Origin of the sequence: Cupriavidus cauae (assembly GCF_008632125.1) — a bacterium.
Lineage (GTDB): Bacteria > Pseudomonadota > Gammaproteobacteria > Burkholderiales > Burkholderiaceae > Cupriavidus > Cupriavidus cauae.
The window spans coordinates 1-16,341 of sequence record NZ_VWRN01000071.1 but is presented as its reverse complement, the minus strand read 5'-3'; the positions used below and the strand labels follow the sequence as shown (position 1 = coordinate 16,341).

Here is a 16,341-nt window from a genome sequence, read left to right as displayed (position 1 = left end):
GAGCCCAGGCCAGCCCAGGCCAGCCCAACCCCGCCCAAGCCATCGGCCCGGTCCTGCACGGTCCCGCCCAGCGCCGTCCAGTCCATCAGCCCGGCCCGATGGCCGCGCCGAGCCGAGCCGGGCCCGGCCCGGCCACCCGTTACCAGGTCAGCACGATCTTGCCGACATGCTCGCTCGACTCCATCAGACGATGGGCGTCGGCGGCCTGCGCGGCCGGGAACACCTGGTGGATCACCGGCTTGATGCTGCCGTCGGCCAGCAGCGGCCACACCTGCTCGTGCAGCGCGCGGGCGATCTCGCCCTTGAACGAGGCCGGGCGCGGCCGCAGCGTGGAGCCGGTGACGGTGATGCGGCGGCGCAGGATGTCGCCGAGCGGAATCTCCGCCTTGGCACCGCCGAGCAGCGCGATGATGACGATGCGGCCATCGTCGGCGATGCACGACAGCTCGCGCGCCAGATACGGCCCGGCCACCATGTCGAGGATCACGTCGACACCGCGGCCGCCGGTCAGCGTCTTGACCTCGGCGGCGAAGTCCTGCGTCTTGTAGTTGATCGCGCGGTCGGCGCCGAGTGCCTCGCAGGCACGGCACTTCTCGTCGCTGCCGGCGGTGACGAAGACCTTGTGGCCGAGCGCCTTGGCGATCTGGATCGCGGTGGTACCGATACCGCTCGAACCGCCCTGGATCAGCAGCGTCTCGTCCTTGCCGCGCGGGCCGCGTCCAAGATAGCCGCGGTCGAACACATTGCTCCACACCGTGAAGAAGGTCTCGGGCAAGGCCGCGGCCTCGATATCGCTCAGGCCCTGCGGCACCGGCAGGCACTGCGCCAGCGGCGCGGTGCACAGCTGCGCGTAGCCGCCGCCCTGCACCAGCGCGCACACGCGGTCGCCGACCTTCAGGCCGAAGCGATTGTCCGGATGCGACAGATCGCCGCCGACGATCTCGCCCGCGACCTCGAGACCGGGCAGATCGGAGGCCCCCGGCGGCACCGGATAGTTGCCGGTACGCTGGAACACGTCGGGCCGATTGACGCCGGCCGCGGCAACGCGGATCAGGACTTCACCGGGACCGGGCGCCGGATCGGGGCGCTCGGTCGGCTGCAACACGTCGGGGCCGCCGTATTCGCGGATCTCGATGGCTTGCATGCTGGCTCCTTGAAAACTGAAACCGCGCCTGGCGCGCGGTAGGGATGCGGAAAGGGAAAAAAGAAAGCGCGAACGATCGCGCCTGCCCTGAGGGACTGGCGGCAGTGTAAACAAAAAAACGGCCGGGCATCGCCCAGCCGTTTTTCCACACGCATTGCGTCCGACCGAGAAACCGTCGCCCCGCTTGTGCGGGCACGGCGGCTCCGGACCGGCTTACTGCTGCTCGCCGCCCGTCGGTTCGGCCGGCGCTGCCGGCGCTTCCGCGTTGGCCAGCGGCGCGATCGAACCGCCCTCCTCGGCCATCGCCGCCTTCAGCGACAGACGCAGGCGGCCCTTCTCGTCGGCCTGGATCAGCTTGACGCGGACCTGCTGGCCTTCCTTCAGCCAGTCCTTGATGTCCTTGACGCGCTCGTTGACGATCTCCGAGATATGCAGCAGACCGTCCTTGCCCGGCAGGATGTTGACGATGGCGCCGAAGTCCAGCAGCTTCAGCACGGTGCCGTTGTAGATCTTGCCCACTTCGGCTTCCGCGGTGATGCCCTCGATGCGGCGCTTGGCCTCGGCCATGCCCTCGGTCGAGGTCGACGCGATCGTGATCGTGCCGTCTTCCTGGATGTCGATGGTCGTGCCGGTTTCCTTGGTCAGCGCCTGGATGGTCGAGCCGCCCTTGCCGATGACCTCGCGGATCTTGTCCGGATGGATCTTCATCGTGATCATGCGCGGCGCGTGCTCCGACAGTTCGGTGCGCGCATGGCCCATCGCTTCCTGCATCTTCGACAGGATATGCAGGCGGCCTTCCTTGGCCTGCGCCAGCGCGACCTGCATGATCTCCTTGGTGATGCCCTGGACCTTGATGTCCATCTGCAGCGCGGTGATGCCGTTGTCGGTACCCGCCACCTTGAAGTCCATGTCGCCGAGGTGGTCCTCGTCGCCCAGGATGTCGGTCAGCACGGCAAACTTGTTGCCTTCCAGAATCAGGCCCATGGCCACGCCGGCCACGTGCGCCTTGACCGGAACGCCGGCGTCCATCAGCGCCAGGCAGCCGCCGCAGACCGAAGCCATCGACGACGAGCCGTTCGACTCGGTGATTTCCGAGACCAGGCGGATCGTGTAGGCGAACTCGTCCTCGGCTGGCAGCACCGGAATCAGCGCGCGCTTGGCCAGACGGCCGTGGCCGATCTCGCGGCGCTTGGGCGAACCGACGCGGCCCGTTTCGCCGGTGGCGAACGGGGGCATGTTGTAGTGGAGCATGAAGCGGTCGCGGTATTCGCCGGCCAGCGCGTCGATGATCTGCTCATCGCTCTTGGTGCCCAGCGTGGCCACCACCAGCGCCTGCGTCTCGCCGCGGGTGAACAGCGCCGAGCCGTGCGCGCGCGGCAGCACCGACGAGCGGATCTCGATCGGGCGCACGGTGCGCGTGTCGCGGCCGTCGATGCGCGGCTCGCCGGCCAGCACCTGGCCACGGACGATCTTGGCTTCCAGATCGAACAGGATGTTGCCGACCTCGACCTTGTCGAACTCGACGCCGGCTTCGGCCAGACGGGCCTCGACCGCGGCGTAGGCTTCCTTGACCTTCTGCGAACGCGCCGACTTCTGGCGGATCTGATAGGCCTCCTGCAGCAGCGGCGAACCGACCTCGGCAACCTTGGCGATCAGCGCCTCGTTCTTGGGCGCCGGCGCCCAGTTCCACTCGGGCTTGCCCCCTTCGCGCACCAGCTCGTGGATCGCGTTGATCGCGACCTGCATCTGCTCGTGGCCGTAGACCACGGCGCCCAGCATCACGTCCTCGGACAGCTGGTTGGCTTCCGATTCGACCATCAGCACGGCACGCTCGGTGCCGGCAACGACCAGGTCGAGGTCCGAGCTGGCCAGCTGGCTGCGGGTCGGGTTCAGCAGGTACTGGCCGTTCTGGTAGCCGACGCGGGCGGCGCCGACCGGGCCGTTGAACGGAATGCCAGAGACCGCCAGCGCGGCCGAGGCGCCGATCAGCGCCGGGATATCGGCCGGCACTTCGGGGTTCAGCGAGACGACGTGGATCACCACCTGCACGTCGTTATAGAAGCCTTCCGGAAACAGCGGACGCAGCGGACGGTCGATCAGGCGCGAGGTCAGCGTCTCGTTCTCCGACGGACGGCCTTCGCGCTTGAAGAAGCCGCCCGGGATCTTGCCGGCGGCATAGGTCTTCTCGATGTAGTCGACCGTCAGCGGGAAGAAATCCTGGCCCGGCTTGGGCTGCTTGGCGGCCACCACGGTGGCGAGCACCACGGTGTCCTCGACATCGACGAGCACCGCGCCGCCGGCCTGGCGGGCGATTTCGCCGGTTTCCATGCGGACCGTATGCTGGCCCCACTGGAATTGCTTGACGACCTTATTGAACATGGACATGAGCGTTCCCCTGTGTGCTTGCACGGCGACGGGCCATCGGGCCCGCCGGCGTGCCGGCGCCCGCGTGATGCAGCCGCGGGCATTGCTGCCGGATCGCTGTCAGGCGCGGTCGCAGGGAAGTGCTATGCCATTCCAGCGCGTCACCGCGGTCGCCGCCGCGGCATCGATGCACGACGATCGACGCGCAGCGATCAAGGTGAAACGATCGCTGCCGATATTCGATGAGGCGCTGGAATGACACAAGGCCCTGTTTCCTTGCCGGACTCCGGTGTCATGAATGAAAAGAACGAATTAACTTACTCCGTTGCGCATCGTGGCGCAACGGCAACGGCGCCCGGTCAAGCCGGCCGCCCGCGGCGTCATTCGGCTTCGCGGCATTTGCCGCCACGGCCGATTCGCCGCCGCAAAAAACAAAATGCCTGCATCAGCAGAGCTGACGCAGGCATCCTGGCGTCACGCCGGGGCGTGCGGTGCGAGGACCGACAGTGCCGACCATGCCGGCATCGGCATCGCCATCCTCTTCCCTTCCCCGATCCGAGCAGCCTGGCGCAATTTACTTGCGCAGGCCCAGCTTCTCGATCAGCGCGCGATAACGATCGGCGTCGTTCGACTTCAGGTAGTCCAGCAGGCGGCGACGGCGGCTCACCATGCGCAGCAGACCGCGGCGGCTGTGGTGATCCTTCATGTTGGCCTTGAAGTGGGGGGTCAGTTCGTTGATGCGCGTGGTCAGCAGAGCGACCTGGACTTCGGGGCTGCCGGTGTCGTTGGCGCCGCGGGCGAACTGCTTGATGACTTCGGACTTGTTGATATCGGCTACGGACATGATGTTTCCTTTCACTTGCGAACGTCGCAGCGCCAGGGCCGCGATCGTCGTGCGGGATAAACGTGCGGCTTGCGCCGCACACTGCATTGCCGCCTGGCGCGCCCGCGTTACCGCGAGTGCCGCCTGAACGACAGCCGCGCATTATAGCGCAACTGGGGTGGCCGGGCAAAACCGCCTGCCCGTGCCCTTCCAATACCGGCGGGCAGATACCTAGGGGCGCTCCATCTTGCAGGTGGTAGCGCGCGTGGTCTGCGCCGACTTCAGCCGCTTGACCGTGCGGAAGCCGAATCCCGACCCCTCGTTGTCGAAGCGCACCTCGCCGCCCTGGCGCTCCATCATCGACACATAGAGCGGCTGCAGCACTTGGTGGTCGTCCGCGCGCACGGTGGCGTCATGGAAGTCGTTGACGTAGCGCATGCCCTCCAGCGCCCGCGCGACCTTGACCGCATCGGTGGACCCGGCCTGCTCGATCGCGCGCGCCAGCATCTCGACCATCATCTGCATGCGCAGATGCACGTAGTCGTCCTTCGGCTCGGGATAGCGGCTGCGGAAGGCCTGATAGAAGGCATCGGAGGCGGCGCCGCCCACGTTCGGATGCCATTCCGCCACTGCCAGCACCCGGCCCACGCCGGCCTCGCCCATCGCCGCCGGGGCGCCCAGGCCATTGCCGTAGAAGGTGTAGAACTTGGCGCCGAGGCCGCCCTCGCGCGCCGCCTTGACCATCAGCGTCAGGTCGTTGCCCCAGTTGCCGGTGATCACCGCGTCGGCACCGCTGGCCTTGATCTTGGCGATATACGGCGCGAAGTCCTTGATCTTGCCGATCGGGTGGAACTCGTCGCCGACGATCTTCACATCGGGGCGCTTGGCCGCCAGCATGTCGCGCGCCAGCCGCGAGACCTGGTGGCCGAAGCTGTAGTCCTGCGCGATCAGGTAGACGCGGCGCACGCTGGCGTCGGCGCGGATGACCTCGGTCAGCGCCTCCATCCGCATGTCGGCGCCGGCATCGAAGCGGAAATGCCAGAAGCTGCAGTTCTCGTTGGTCAGGGCCGGATCGACCGCCGAATAGTTCATGAACAGCACGCGCGCATCGGGCTGGCGCGCGTTGTGGCGGTTCACCGCGCCGACCAGCGCGGCGGCGACCGCGGAGCTGTTCCCCTGCAGCACGAAGGGGATGCGGCGGTCCAGCAGCGCGCGGAACTGGATCAGGCTCTCGTCGACATTGCCCTTGCTGTCGAAGGTGACGAGCTCCAGCGGGCGCTGCCCTTCCGCGGTGCGCACGCCGCCGCGGGCGTTGACCCGGTCGATGGCGAGCCGAAGATTGCGCACCACCGCCTCGCCGGCATTGGCGAACGGGCCGGACAGCCCGTCGATCATGCCGAGCCGGATCGGCTCCTGCGCCGACGCGGCACCCGCCGCCAGGGCCAACAGGCAAGCCCCCAGCCACCCCTTCCCAACCATCGAACAACCTCCGCGAAAGCGCAGCATGGTAAGCCAGCGCTCACCGCCTTGCAATCGCGCCGGCGGTGCGATGCGGCGCCTGCGGCGCTACACTGCCGCTATCCGTTGCAATAAAGGATCGAGGATCGCAATGAAAGCACTGGAAAGCATTGGCCGCTGGCTGGCGCTCGGCACCTGCGGCGCCCTGTTGACGGCGTGCGTTTACCTGCAGCCGGTACAGGAGGCGCAGAAGCTGATCGGCGCGCCCGAGAGCACGGTACGCGCGACCTTCGGCGAGCCCACCGACATCTACCGGCTCGACGACGGCACCGTGCGCTGGATCTATTCGAAGCAGCCGCTCGGGCGCCAGGCCTATGCGGCCGACTTCGATACCGGCGGCAAGCTGACGCGCTTCCGCCAGATGCTGACCACCACGGAGCTGTACAAGGCGCGGATCGGCACCTGGACCAAGCGCGACGTCGCCGAGCATTTCGGCCTGCCGCGCGAGCCGACGCAGTATTTTCCGCTGATGCGCCGCGATGTCTGGTCGTACCGCTTCCTGCACGAGGAGAACTGGCCGTCGCTGTTCCACTTCTATTTCGACGACGCCGGCGTGCTGCGGCAGACCCAGATCACGCCCGATCCGCTGGCCGATCCGCGCGAAACGATCCGCTAGGTAGCGCTCACGGCGCGGACAGCGAAACCTGCGAAAGGGATGGCCGGCGCGGGACCACACGTTTCAGGCCTGGGCCGGCGCCCATGAAAAAAACGCCGGGCGTCCGCGAGCCATGCTCGCGAACGACCGGCGTTGCGGTCCGGCGCGCCCGCAGGCGACGCGATCAGATCTGCGGATTGATCTTCTGCACCGCCTTGTCGTGCAGCTTGTTCAGCGCGGCCAGATAGGCCTTGGCCGAGGCCGCGACGATGTCCGGATCGGTGCCCACGCCGTTGACGATGCGGCCGGCCTTCGACAGCCGCACCGTGACCTCGCCCTGTGCCTGCGTGCCGGTGGTGATCGCGTTGACCGAATACAGCACCAGCTCGGCGCCGCTGTTCACCTTGCCTTCGATCGCGTGCAGCGTGGCATCGACCGGGCCGTTGCCCTCGCCTTCGCCGGTGTACTCCTGCCCGTCCATGTTGAACACCACGCGTGCATGCGGCCGCTCGCCGGTTTCCGAGCGCTGCGACAGCGAGATGAAGCGATAGTGCTCGTTGGCGTCATGGGCCTCGTCCGAGACGATGGCCATGATGTCCTCGTCGAAGATCTCGGCCTTCTGGTCGGCCAGCTCCTTGAAGCGCGCGAAGGCGGCATTGACCTCGCTCTCGCTGTCGAGCTCGATGCCGAGTTCCTGCAGGCGCTGCTTGAACGCGTTGCGGCCCGACAGCTTGCCCAGCACGATCTTGTTCGCGGTCCAGCCCACGTCTTCGGCCCGCATGATCTCGTAGGTGTCGCGCGCCTTCAGCACGCCGTCCTGGTGGATGCCGGAGGCGTGCGCAAAGGCGTTGGCGCCGACCACGGCCTTGTTCGGCTGCACCACGAAGCCGGTGATCTGCGAGACCAGCTTCGACGCCGGCACGATCTGCGTGGTATCGACGCCCACATCCAGATTGAAGTAGTCGCGCCGCGTCTTGACCGCCATCACCACCTCTTCGAGGCTGGTGTTGCCGGCGCGCTCGCCCAGGCCGTTGATCGTGCATTCGATCTGGCGCGCGCCGCCGAGCTTGACCGCGGCCAGCGAGTTCGCCACCGCCATGCCCAGGTCGTTATGGCAGTGCACCGACCACACCGCCTTGTCCGAATTCGGAATGCGTTCGCGTACCGAGCGGATCAGCGCGGCATAGCCTTCGGGCACCGCATAACCGACCGTGTCCGGCAGGTTGATCGTGGTCGCGCCCTCGTCGATCACGGCCTCGAGCACGCGGCACAGGAAGTCCATGTCGGAGCGGCTGCCGTCTTCCGGCGAGAACTCGATGTCGTCGGTGAACTGGCGCGCGAAACGCACCGCCAGGCGCGCCTGCTCGTAGACCTGGTCCGGCGTCATGCGCAGCTTCTTTTCCATATGCAGCGCCGAGGTGGCGATGAAGGTATGGATGCGGAAGGAGTTGGCGGGCTTGAGCGCCTCGGCGGCGCGGGCGATGTCCTTGTCGTTGGCGCGGGCCAGCGAGCAGATGGTCGAGTCCTTGACGGTCTGCGCGATCGCGCGGATCGCCTCGAAGTCGCCGTTCGAGCTGGCGGCGAAGCCGGCCTCGATCACATCGACCTTCAGGCGCTCGAGCTGGCGCGCGATGCGGATCTTCTCCTCGCGCGTCATCGAGGCGCCGGGCGACTGCTCGCCGTCGCGCAAGGTGGTATCGAAAATGATCAGTTTGTCCGACATGGAAAACGCTCCTGGGGGATAAGTGCTCGAACGGGTTTCGGCGGTTTCTGTTCCGGGTGCCCCGCTGCCGGCTGTTCGCATCGTCGCCGATCGCTGCGGCACAATGCAAAACGCCCCGGCGTGCAGGGATGCAGGCCGGGGCGTGGATAAATCCTGTGCGACTTCGCGTTAAGGTATCGCTTCCTCAGCGCGCGCGCGTCCCGACCTGGCTGCCTAGTAGGCTACCTAGCAGGGTACGGGCGAGTCGGGCTTGGCGCGAAATCATGGCAGCGAATATAGCCGAGATGGCAACGGCGCGCAACACGCGGGTTTTCCCCAGCGGCCGCGCGCCGGCCTGCCCCGCGCGATGCGGGGCCGCGGCAGGAGCATCAGGCCTGCGGCGGAATGCGCAGCTTCTGGCCCGGATAGATCTTGTCCGGATGCGACAGCATCGGCCGGTTGGCCTCGAAGATCGCGTTGTAGGCGGAGGCCTTGCCGTAGTACTTCTGCGCGATCGCCGACAGCGTGTCGCCCTTGGCCACGGTGTGCCACTGGGCCGATTCGGACTCGACGTTGACCGACATCTTGTCCTCGACCTGCTGGACGCCCTCGACGTTGCCGCAGCACAGGATGATCTTCTCGCGCGTGGCCTGGTCCGGCGCGACACCAAATACCGTGACCTTGCCTTGGGCGCCGTCGACCTGCACCGACAACCCGGTCGCATCGAGACCCATCTTGCGGATGTAGTTTTCGATCGCTTCGCCGGCGGTGCGGTTGGCCGCCTCGGCCTTCTGCGCGGCATCCGCGGCGGGCGCGGCCTGGGCCGGCTCGGCGGCCTTGGCTTCGCGGCCGAACAGCTTCTCGCCTGCTTCCTTGATGAAATCCAGCACGCTCATGGGATTCTCCTTGTGTCAGTGGCAAGTCGGTAGCCGGGCATGGCTACGCGGCGGGCCGCCATGCCCTCGCGGCATGACGCAACGGCAACATACCGCGAATCGGACGCACATCACAAGCGGGGAATCGCAAGGAAACGCAAAAACGAAAAAGGCGCCGAAGCGCCTTTCCCGTTCATCAAATCGACATCCGCCATGGTTCCGGCGAGGACGGTGTCAGTCCGAGCCGTCCGCCCGGGCACGCGCCACGCCGCCCTGCTCGCCGTGCATCGCGCGCCAGCCCCACAGCACGTAGCCGGAGATCGCATAGCCGACGAACAGCCCGAACAGCGCCACCGGCGGATCGCTCGACACCACCACGAACAGCACCATCACCAGGATCATCACGCCGAAGGAGACGCGGTGGCGCACGTCGAGCGCCTTGCCGCTGTAGAACGGCGCGTTGGTGACCATCGACAGCCCCGCGTACAGCGTGATCGTGAACGCCACCCATGGCATCCACAGCTCGCGCACCGGCAGCTTGTTGTCGATCGCCAGCCAGACGAAGCCCGCCACCAGCGCCGCCGCCGCGGGGCTCGGCAGGCCCTGGAAGAAGCGCTTGTCGACCACGCCGATATTGGCGTTGAAGCGCGCCAGCCGCAGCGCCGCGCAGGTGCAATAGACGAAGGCCGCGATCCAGCCCCACTTGCCGAGGTCCTTCAGGATCCATTCGTACATCACCAGCGCCGGCGCGACGCCGAACGAGGTCATGTCCGACAGCGAGTCGTACTGCTCGCCGAAGGCGCTCTGCGTATTGGTGATGCGCGCCACGCGGCCGTCCATGCCGTCGAGCACCATCGCCGCGAAGATCGCGATCGCGGCGACATCGAAGCGCATGTTCATCGCCTGCACGATGGCGAAGAAGCCGGCAAACAGCGCCGCCGTGGTGAAGGCGTTCGGCAGCAGGTAGATGCCGCGCCGGCGCGGGCGCACGTATTCGACCTCGAGCTCGTCGTCGTCCACCGGATCGATCTCCGCGCCCCGCATCTGGTTATGGCGGAACGGCCGCAGATGGGTCACGTTGCCGCCGATCACGCGCTTGTTGCGCCGGTTGAATGCACCCATGCCGAATCTCCTCGATCGCCGTGGCTCAATCCAGCTCGGCGAGGACCGTCGACGAGGCCGACACCTTCTCGCCGATCGTCACGCGCGGCCGGGCGTCCAGCGGCAGATAGACGTCGACGCGCGAGCCGAAGCGGATGAAGCCGTAGCGCTGGCCGCGCGCCACCGTGTCGCCGACGCGCGTGTAGCACAGGATGCGCCGCGCGATCAGGCCGGCGACCTGCACCAGCGTGACGACCTTGCCGTCGCCGGTGCGGCGGATCACCACCGCGTTGCGCTCGTTCTCGGTCGAGGCCTTGTCCAGGTCGGCGTTGACGAACTGGCCGGGGAAATAATCGATCTTCTCGACGGTGCCGTCGACCGACACGCGGTTCGAATGCACGTTGAAGACGTTCATGAACACGCTGATCTTCAGCGCCTCGCGGCCGGCGTAGGGATCCTGGGTCTTCTCGACCGCGACGATGCGTCCGTCGGCCGGCGCCAGCACCGCGTTGGGCTGGGTCGGAATCGGCCGCGGCGGATCGCGGAAGAACTGCAGCACGAACACCGTGACGATCCAGAACGGCAGCGCCCACCAGAATCCCGCGCTGGCATGCACCAGCAGCGAAATGACAAAAGCGCCGGCCAGAAACGGCCAGCCTTCACGGGCGATCAGCGGATGGGGATAGTTCATGCAGGTGGGAAAGAGGTCAATGGAGGTCAGTCAAGTCTGACAAGGATAACAAAAAGCCGCCCAGCCCTCGCCCGTTTTCCCTCGGCGGACCATGGTCTGGCCATGGCCACCGCCTCTGGGGGACGGAAGGCTGAACGGCTGCGGGGCTGAGGCCGCGCCGGCCGGCAAACCCGGCGGCGCGGCGTTCGGCACGCTTAGTTCTTCGACTGGTCGACCAGCTTGTTCTTGGCGATCCAGGGCATCATCGCGCGCAGCTTCGCACCCACTTCCTCGATCTGGTGCTCGGCGGTCAGGCGGCGGCGCGAGATCAGGGTCGGGGCGCCGGCCTTGTTCTCGAGCAGGAAGCTCTTGGCGTATTCGCCGGTCTGGATGTCCTTCAGGCACTGCTTCATGGCCTTCTTGGTCTCCTCGGTGACGACGCGCGGGCCGGTCACGTACTCGCCGTACTCGGCGTTGTTGGAGATCGAGTAGTTCATGTTGGCGATGCCGCCCTCATAGATCAGGTCGACGATCAGCTTCAGTTCGTGCAGGCACTCGAAGTAGGCCATTTCGGGCGCGTAGCCGGCTTCGACCAGCGTCTCGAAACCGGCCTTGATCAGCTCGACGGTACCGCCGCACAGCACGGCCTGCTCGCCGAACAGGTCGGTCTCGGTCTCTTCGCGGAAGTTGGTCTCGATGATGCCGGCACGGCCGCCGCCGTTGGCGGTGGCATACGACAGCGCGATGTCGCGGGCGGCGCCCGACTTGTTCTGGTGCACCGCGATCAGGTGCGGCACGCCGCCGCCCTGGCTGTAGGTCGAACGCACGGTGTGGCCCGGGGCCTTCGGCGCGATCATGATCACGTCGAGGTCGGCGCGCGGGATCACCGCGCCGTAGTGCACGTTGAAGCCGTGGGCGAAGGCCAGCGCGGCGCCTTCCTTGATGTTGTCGTGCACTTCGTTCTTGTAGACGTCGGCGATCTGCTCGTCCGGCAGCAGGATCATCACCACGTCGGCGTCCTTGACCGCCTCGGCGACTTCCTTGACCTGCAGGCCGGCGTTGACGGCCTTGTTCCACGACGCGCCGTTCTTGCGCAGGCCGACCGTCACCTTGACGCCCGAGTCGTTCAGGTTCAGCGCGTGGGCGTGACCCTGCGAGCCGTAGCCGATGATGGTGACGTTCTTGCCCTTGATCAGGGACAGGTCGGCGTCCTTGTCGTAAAACACTTTCATGATGATTCCTTCGCTCTTTTTCCGATGTTGGGAGTCGACGACGCGCCGCGCATGTAGTCGGCGCGTGCGCGCCGCCGTCGATACTGCAATGTGGTGTGGTGGGGTTGCCGCGCGAGAGACCGGCGTCAGACCTTCAGGATGCGCTCGCCGCGGCCGATTCCCGAGCCGCCGGTACGGACGGTCTCCAGGATCGCGCTGCGATCGATCGCATCGAGGAAGGCATCGAGCTTGCTGCCGTTGCCGGTCAGCTCGATCGTGTAGGTCTTCTCGGTGACGTCGATGACCCGGCCGCGGAAGATGTCCGCGGTGCGTTTCATCTCCTCGCGCTCCTTGCCGACCGCGCGCACCTTGACGAGCATCAGCTCGCGCTCGATATGCGCGCCCTCGGTCAGGTCGACCACCTTGACCACCTCGACCAGCCGGTTCAGATGCTTGGTGATCTGTTCGATCACGTCATCCGAGCCGGTCGTCACGATCGTCATCCGCGACAGCGAGGCATCCTCGGTGGGCGCCACGGTCAGCGTCTCGATGTTGTAGCCGCGCGCCGAGAACAGCCCGACCACGCGCGACAGCGCACCCGGTTCGTTCTCCAGCAGGACCGAAATGATGTGTCGCATCACAGGTCCTCCGCGCCGAGCAGCATTTCCGAAATGCCCTTGCCCGCCTGCACCATCGGCCAGACGTTTTCGGTCGGGTCGGTCTGGAAGTCCAGGAACACGGTGCGGTCCTTCAGGCGGAAGGCTTCGCGCAGCGCCGGCTCGACGTCGGCGGTCTTCTCGATGCGCATGCCGATGTGGCCATAGGCCTCGGCCAGCTTGACGAAGTCGGGCAGCGCGTCCATGTAGGAATGCGAGTAGCGGTTGTCGTACTCGATCTCCTGCCACTGGCGCACCATGCCCAGATAGCGGTTGTTCAACGCGCAGATCTTGACCGGGGTGTCGTACTGCAGGCAGGTCGACAGTTCCTGGATGCACATCTGGATCGAGCCCTCACCGGTCACGGTGACGACCTCCTTGTCCGGGAACGCCTTCTTGATGCCCATCGCGTACGGCAGGCCCACGCCCATCGTGCCGAGGCCGCCCGAGTTGATCCAGCGGCGCGGCTGGTCGAACTTGTAGAACTGCGCGGCCCACATCTGGTGCTGGCCGACGTCCGAGCAAATGAAGGCATCGCCGCCGGTCAGTTCCCAGATCTTCTCGATCACGTACTGCGGCTTGATGATCTCGGAGTTGCGGTCGTACTTCAGGCAGTCGACCGAGCGCCATTGCTCGATCTGCTCCCACCAGCGCGACAGCGCCTCGCGGCGGGGCTTGACGTCGCTGGCCTGCAGCTGCGCGATCAGCTCCTGCAGCACGTCCTTGACGTTGCCGACGATGGGGATGTCGACCTTGACCCGCTTCGAGATCGACGAGGGGTCGATGTCGATATGGATGATCTTGCGCGGCTGCGAGGTGAAGTGCGCCGGATTGCCGATCACGCGGTCGTCGAAGCGCGCGCCGATGGCGATCAGCACGTCGCAGTTCTGCATCGCCATGTTGGCTTCGTAGGTGCCGTGCATGCCTAGCATGCCGACGAACTGCTTGCTGGTGCCGGGGAACGCGCCCAGGCCCATCAGCGTGTTGGTGACCGGATGGCCGGTCAGCGCGGCCAGCTGGCGCAGCTCGTCGCTGGCATTGGCCAGCACCACGCCGCCGCCGGAATAGATCAGCGGCCGCTCGGCGCTCTGCAGCAGCGCCAATGCCTTGCGGATCTGGCCCGAATGCCCCTTGTTGACGGGGTTGTACGAGCGCATGTCGATCGCCTTCGGGTACTCGTAGCGGCAGGCATTGCGCGACACGTCCTTCGGGATGTCGACCACCACCGGGCCGGGACGGCCGGTCGCCGCGATATAGAAGGCCTTCTTGATCGTCGCCGCCAGATCGCGCACGTCCTTGACCAGGAAGTTGTGCTTGACCACCGGGCGCGTGATGCCGACGGTGTCGCACTCCTGGAAGGCATCCTGGCCGATCGCGTGGGTCGGCACGTTGCCGGTGATCACGACCATCGGAATGGAGTCCAGATAGGCTGTGGCGATGCCGGTAACGGCATTGGTCACGCCGGGACCCGAGGTCACCAGCGCGCAGCCCACCTTGCCGGTCGCGCGCGCATAGCCGTCCGCGGCGTGGACCGCGGCCTGCTCGTGGCGCACCAGGATGTGCTCGATTTTCTTTTGCTTGTACAGCTCGTCGTAGATATACAGCACTGCGCCGCCGGGATAACCCCAGACGTATTCGACGCCTTCTTCGGCAAGTGCGTGGACGAGGATTTCCGCCCCGATCATTTCGGGTGCGGCGGATGAATTGCTGTCGGCGTGGGAGAATTCCGCGCTGGGCATGTTCATGTCAGTCCTTTGCAATTTTCGGCAAAAAATTGTTTGGATGCTCTCTGCCGGGCTTGTGGCACGGGTTCAAGCGGTGCGCGTCTGCATGGGAGACCGCCTCATAAGCGGCCAGATGAGACAACCACTGATGTCGTGAACCGTCGATGATACTGCATCGCACCAGCACGGTCTATGGTCTCGTATCGTGTCGCCGGGGCGACACGGCCGCCCGGTTATTTGCTAGCATCGGCGCATTTTGCTGATTTCCGGGCTGCCGGCCGCCCCGCCATGGTGCGGCATGCGCGCCGGCCGCCCTTGCCCGCCGCATGGCAACCGAACAGGAACTATCCGATTTTCTCGCCAGCGCCGAACGCCGCGCCTTCAAGCACGCGGTATTCGCGGTACGGGACGAACAGGCGGCCCTGGACATCGTCCAGGACGCGATGATCAAGCTGGCCGAAAAATACGGCGACCGCGGCCCGGCCGAGTTGCCGCCGCTGTTCCAGCGCATCCTGCAGAACACCATCCACGACTGGTTTCGCCGCCAGAAGGTGCGCAATACCTGGGTCACGCTGTTCTCGAACCTGCGCGACGAGCGCGACGGCGAGGACGCCGACCTGCTCGAGGCGCTGGAGAGCGAGCCGGGTTCGCAGGCCGCCGAGAGCAGCGCAGACCGGTTCGAGCGCGTGCAGACCATGCGCATCATCGAGGAAGAAGTGCAGCGCCTGCCCACCCGTCAACGGGAGGCCTTCCTGCTGCGTTACTGGGAGGATATGGACGTCGCGGAAACGGCCGCTGCCATGGGATGTTCCGAAGGCAGCGTCAAGACCCACTGTTCGCGCGCCACGCATGCCCTGGCGCAGGCGCTGCGCGCCCGGGGACTCCGACTATGAACAGCAGAAACGCATCCGAGATCGAGCAACGCCGCCTGGCCCGGCAGATCACCGCCATGCTGGACGCCTCCGCCCACCAGGTGCCGGCCGACATCGCCGACCGGCTGGCCGCCGCACGCCGCGTGGCGCTGTCGCGCCGCCGCGTCGAAGCGCCTCAAACATCACCCCGCCTTGCCGCGGCCGGCCCGTCGCTGCACGGCGACGCTCGCCGCGCCATGCGGCCGCTGGGCGACTGGGTGCGCCGGCTCGGCCTGGTATGGACGCTGGTCGCGCTGGCCGGCGGACTCGCCGGCATCTACCAATGGCAACAGCAGCAGCGGATCGAGGAACTCGCCGATGTCGACGCCGCCATGTTGCTCGACGAACTGCCGCCCGCCGCCTACGCGGACGAGGGCTTCCATGTCTTCCTCAAGCATGGCGAATAAGCCGGCGAGGATCCGCACGCGCCGCGGCCTGGCGCTGCTGCTGGGCGCCGGCCTTGGCGCCATGGTGCTGTGGTGCCTGACGCCGCCCGCCGCGCATGCCCACGATGCCGTCGAGCCGGGGGCCAAGGCTTCGAGCCCGGCGGCCAGGCCGGGCACCAGCGCGGCCACCAGCGCGGCAGTCCGTACGGCCCGCCCCGCCTGGTCCGAGCTGACGGCGGCCCAGCAGCGCGTGCTCGCGCCGCTGGCCGGCCAGTGGAACACGCTGACCGAGGTCCATCGCCGCAAATGGCTGCGCATCGCCGCCCGCTTCCAGGAACTGTCGCCGGCCGAGCAGCAGCGCGTGCATGCGCGCATGACCGAGTGGGCGCAGTTGACGCCGGAGCAGCGCAGGCTGGCGCGCGAGAACTTCCAGATCCATCGCACCGTGCCGGTCGAGCGCAAGACCGAGGCCTGGGACCGCTACCAGCAACTGCCCGAAGCGCAGAAGCGCCAGTTGGCCGAGGCCGCCAAGGTGCCGCCGCGACCCGGCGCGGTCAGCGCGCTGCCCTCCAGCCGCAAGCCGCCGATTTCGACGACGACGCCGGCGCGGGCGGTGCCGCCCCACGCGGCGAGCGCCGCCTAGGTAAAGGCGGCGGAGAGA

Annotated in this window: 16 protein-coding genes; 5 read left to right on the top strand and 11 right to left on the bottom strand. The window is 66.8% G+C overall.

The window, feature by feature from the left end; translation table 11 throughout:
- Positions 1 to 139: 139 nt before the first annotated feature.
- Both F1599_RS24075 and pnp read right to left on the bottom strand, forming a co-directional pair.
- Positions 140 to 1,144: an NAD(P)H-quinone oxidoreductase gene (locus F1599_RS24075; RefSeq protein ID WP_149319387.1), complete on the bottom strand. Its 1,005-nt coding sequence runs from the start codon at positions 1,142 to 1,144 to the stop codon at positions 140 to 142.
- Positions 1,145 to 1,357: 213 nt separating this feature from the next.
- Positions 1,358 to 3,529 (bottom strand): polyribonucleotide nucleotidyltransferase, encoded by a 2,172-nt coding sequence (gene pnp / locus F1599_RS24070; protein WP_149319388.1) that lies wholly within the window; start codon positions 3,527 to 3,529, stop codon positions 1,358 to 1,360.
- Between pnp and F1599_RS24065 the strand changes: the two genes are divergently transcribed.
- On the top strand, positions 3,528 to 3,767 hold the full coding sequence (locus F1599_RS24065; protein WP_149319389.1) for a hypothetical protein: 240 nt from the start codon (positions 3,528 to 3,530) through the stop codon (positions 3,765 to 3,767). The genes pnp and F1599_RS24065 overlap by 2 nt on opposite strands.
- Before the next feature lie 315 nt (positions 3,768 to 4,082).
- Here F1599_RS24065 and rpsO read toward each other — a convergent pair whose 3' ends face one another.
- Complete coding sequence (rpsO, locus tag F1599_RS24060) at positions 4,083 to 4,352, bottom strand: 30S ribosomal protein S15 (protein ID WP_149319390.1); 270 nt, start codon at positions 4,350 to 4,352, stop codon at positions 4,083 to 4,085.
- 210 nt (positions 4,353 to 4,562) lie between these two features.
- Entirely contained in the window at positions 4,563 to 5,810 is a 1,248-nt protein-coding gene (locus tag F1599_RS24055; RefSeq protein ID WP_150084773.1) for a branched-chain amino acid ABC transporter substrate-binding protein, read from the bottom strand.
- A 130-nt stretch (positions 5,811 to 5,940) separates the two neighbouring features.
- Here F1599_RS24055 and F1599_RS24050 point away from each other — a divergent pair, with 130 nt between their 5' ends.
- Positions 5,941 to 6,465, top strand: a complete 525-nt coding sequence (locus tag F1599_RS24050) for a hypothetical protein (RefSeq protein WP_149319392.1) — start codon at positions 5,941 to 5,943, stop codon at positions 6,463 to 6,465.
- A 163-nt stretch (positions 6,466 to 6,628) separates the two neighbouring features.
- Here F1599_RS24050 and F1599_RS24045 read toward each other — a convergent pair whose 3' ends face one another.
- The 7 genes from F1599_RS24045 to F1599_RS24015 form a co-directional block, all read right to left on the bottom strand.
- Positions 6,629 to 8,167: a 2-isopropylmalate synthase gene (locus tag F1599_RS24045; RefSeq protein WP_006577032.1), complete on the bottom strand. Its 1,539-nt coding sequence runs from the start codon at positions 8,165 to 8,167 to the stop codon at positions 6,629 to 6,631.
- Positions 8,168 to 8,535: 368 nt separating this feature from the next.
- Entirely contained in the window at positions 8,536 to 9,042 is a 507-nt protein-coding gene (lysM, locus tag F1599_RS24040) for a peptidoglycan-binding protein LysM (RefSeq protein ID WP_149319393.1), read from the bottom strand.
- Positions 9,043 to 9,255: 213 nt separating this feature from the next.
- Positions 9,256 to 10,143, bottom strand: coding sequence for a CDP-diacylglycerol--serine O-phosphatidyltransferase (pssA, locus tag F1599_RS24035; protein ID WP_150084772.1), 888 nt, complete (start codon positions 10,141 to 10,143; stop codon positions 9,256 to 9,258).
- 25 nt (positions 10,144 to 10,168) lie between these two features.
- Positions 10,169 to 10,813 (bottom strand): phosphatidylserine decarboxylase, encoded by a 645-nt coding sequence (locus F1599_RS24030; RefSeq protein WP_149319395.1) that lies wholly within the window; start codon positions 10,811 to 10,813, stop codon positions 10,169 to 10,171.
- Between the two features lie 194 nt (positions 10,814 to 11,007).
- On the bottom strand, positions 11,008 to 12,114 hold the full coding sequence (ilvC, locus tag F1599_RS24025; protein ID WP_223819863.1) for a ketol-acid reductoisomerase: 1,107 nt from the start codon (positions 12,112 to 12,114) through the stop codon (positions 11,008 to 11,010).
- Positions 12,115 to 12,149: 35 nt separating this feature from the next.
- A complete protein-coding gene (gene ilvN, locus F1599_RS24020) occupies positions 12,150 to 12,641 on the bottom strand; it encodes an acetolactate synthase small subunit (protein WP_006577027.1) in 492 nt (163 codons plus the stop codon).
- A complete protein-coding gene (locus F1599_RS24015) occupies positions 12,641 to 14,404 on the bottom strand; it encodes an acetolactate synthase 3 catalytic subunit (protein WP_149319396.1) in 1,764 nt (587 codons plus the stop codon). Before F1599_RS24015 ends, ilvN begins: the two co-directional genes overlap by 1 nt.
- A gap of 305 nt (positions 14,405 to 14,709) precedes the next feature.
- Between F1599_RS24015 and F1599_RS24010 the strand changes: the two genes are divergently transcribed.
- The 3 genes from F1599_RS24010 to F1599_RS24000 are packed head-to-tail and all read left to right on the top strand — an operon-like array spanning position 14,710 to position 16,323.
- A complete protein-coding gene (locus F1599_RS24010) occupies positions 14,710 to 15,276 on the top strand; it encodes an RNA polymerase sigma factor (RefSeq protein WP_006577025.1) in 567 nt (188 codons plus the stop codon).
- The gene (locus F1599_RS24005) at positions 15,273 to 15,701 is read left to right on the top strand and encodes a DUF3619 family protein (RefSeq protein ID WP_149319397.1); all 429 of its coding nucleotides are present in this window, start codon (positions 15,273 to 15,275) and stop codon (positions 15,699 to 15,701) included. Before F1599_RS24010 ends, F1599_RS24005 begins: the two co-directional genes overlap by 4 nt.
- Positions 15,676 to 16,323, top strand: coding sequence for a DUF3106 domain-containing protein (locus F1599_RS24000; RefSeq protein WP_223819858.1), 648 nt, complete (start codon positions 15,676 to 15,678; stop codon positions 16,321 to 16,323). The genes F1599_RS24005 and F1599_RS24000 overlap by 26 nt, the downstream gene beginning before the upstream one ends.
- The last annotated feature ends 18 nt before the right edge of the window (positions 16,324 to 16,341 follow it).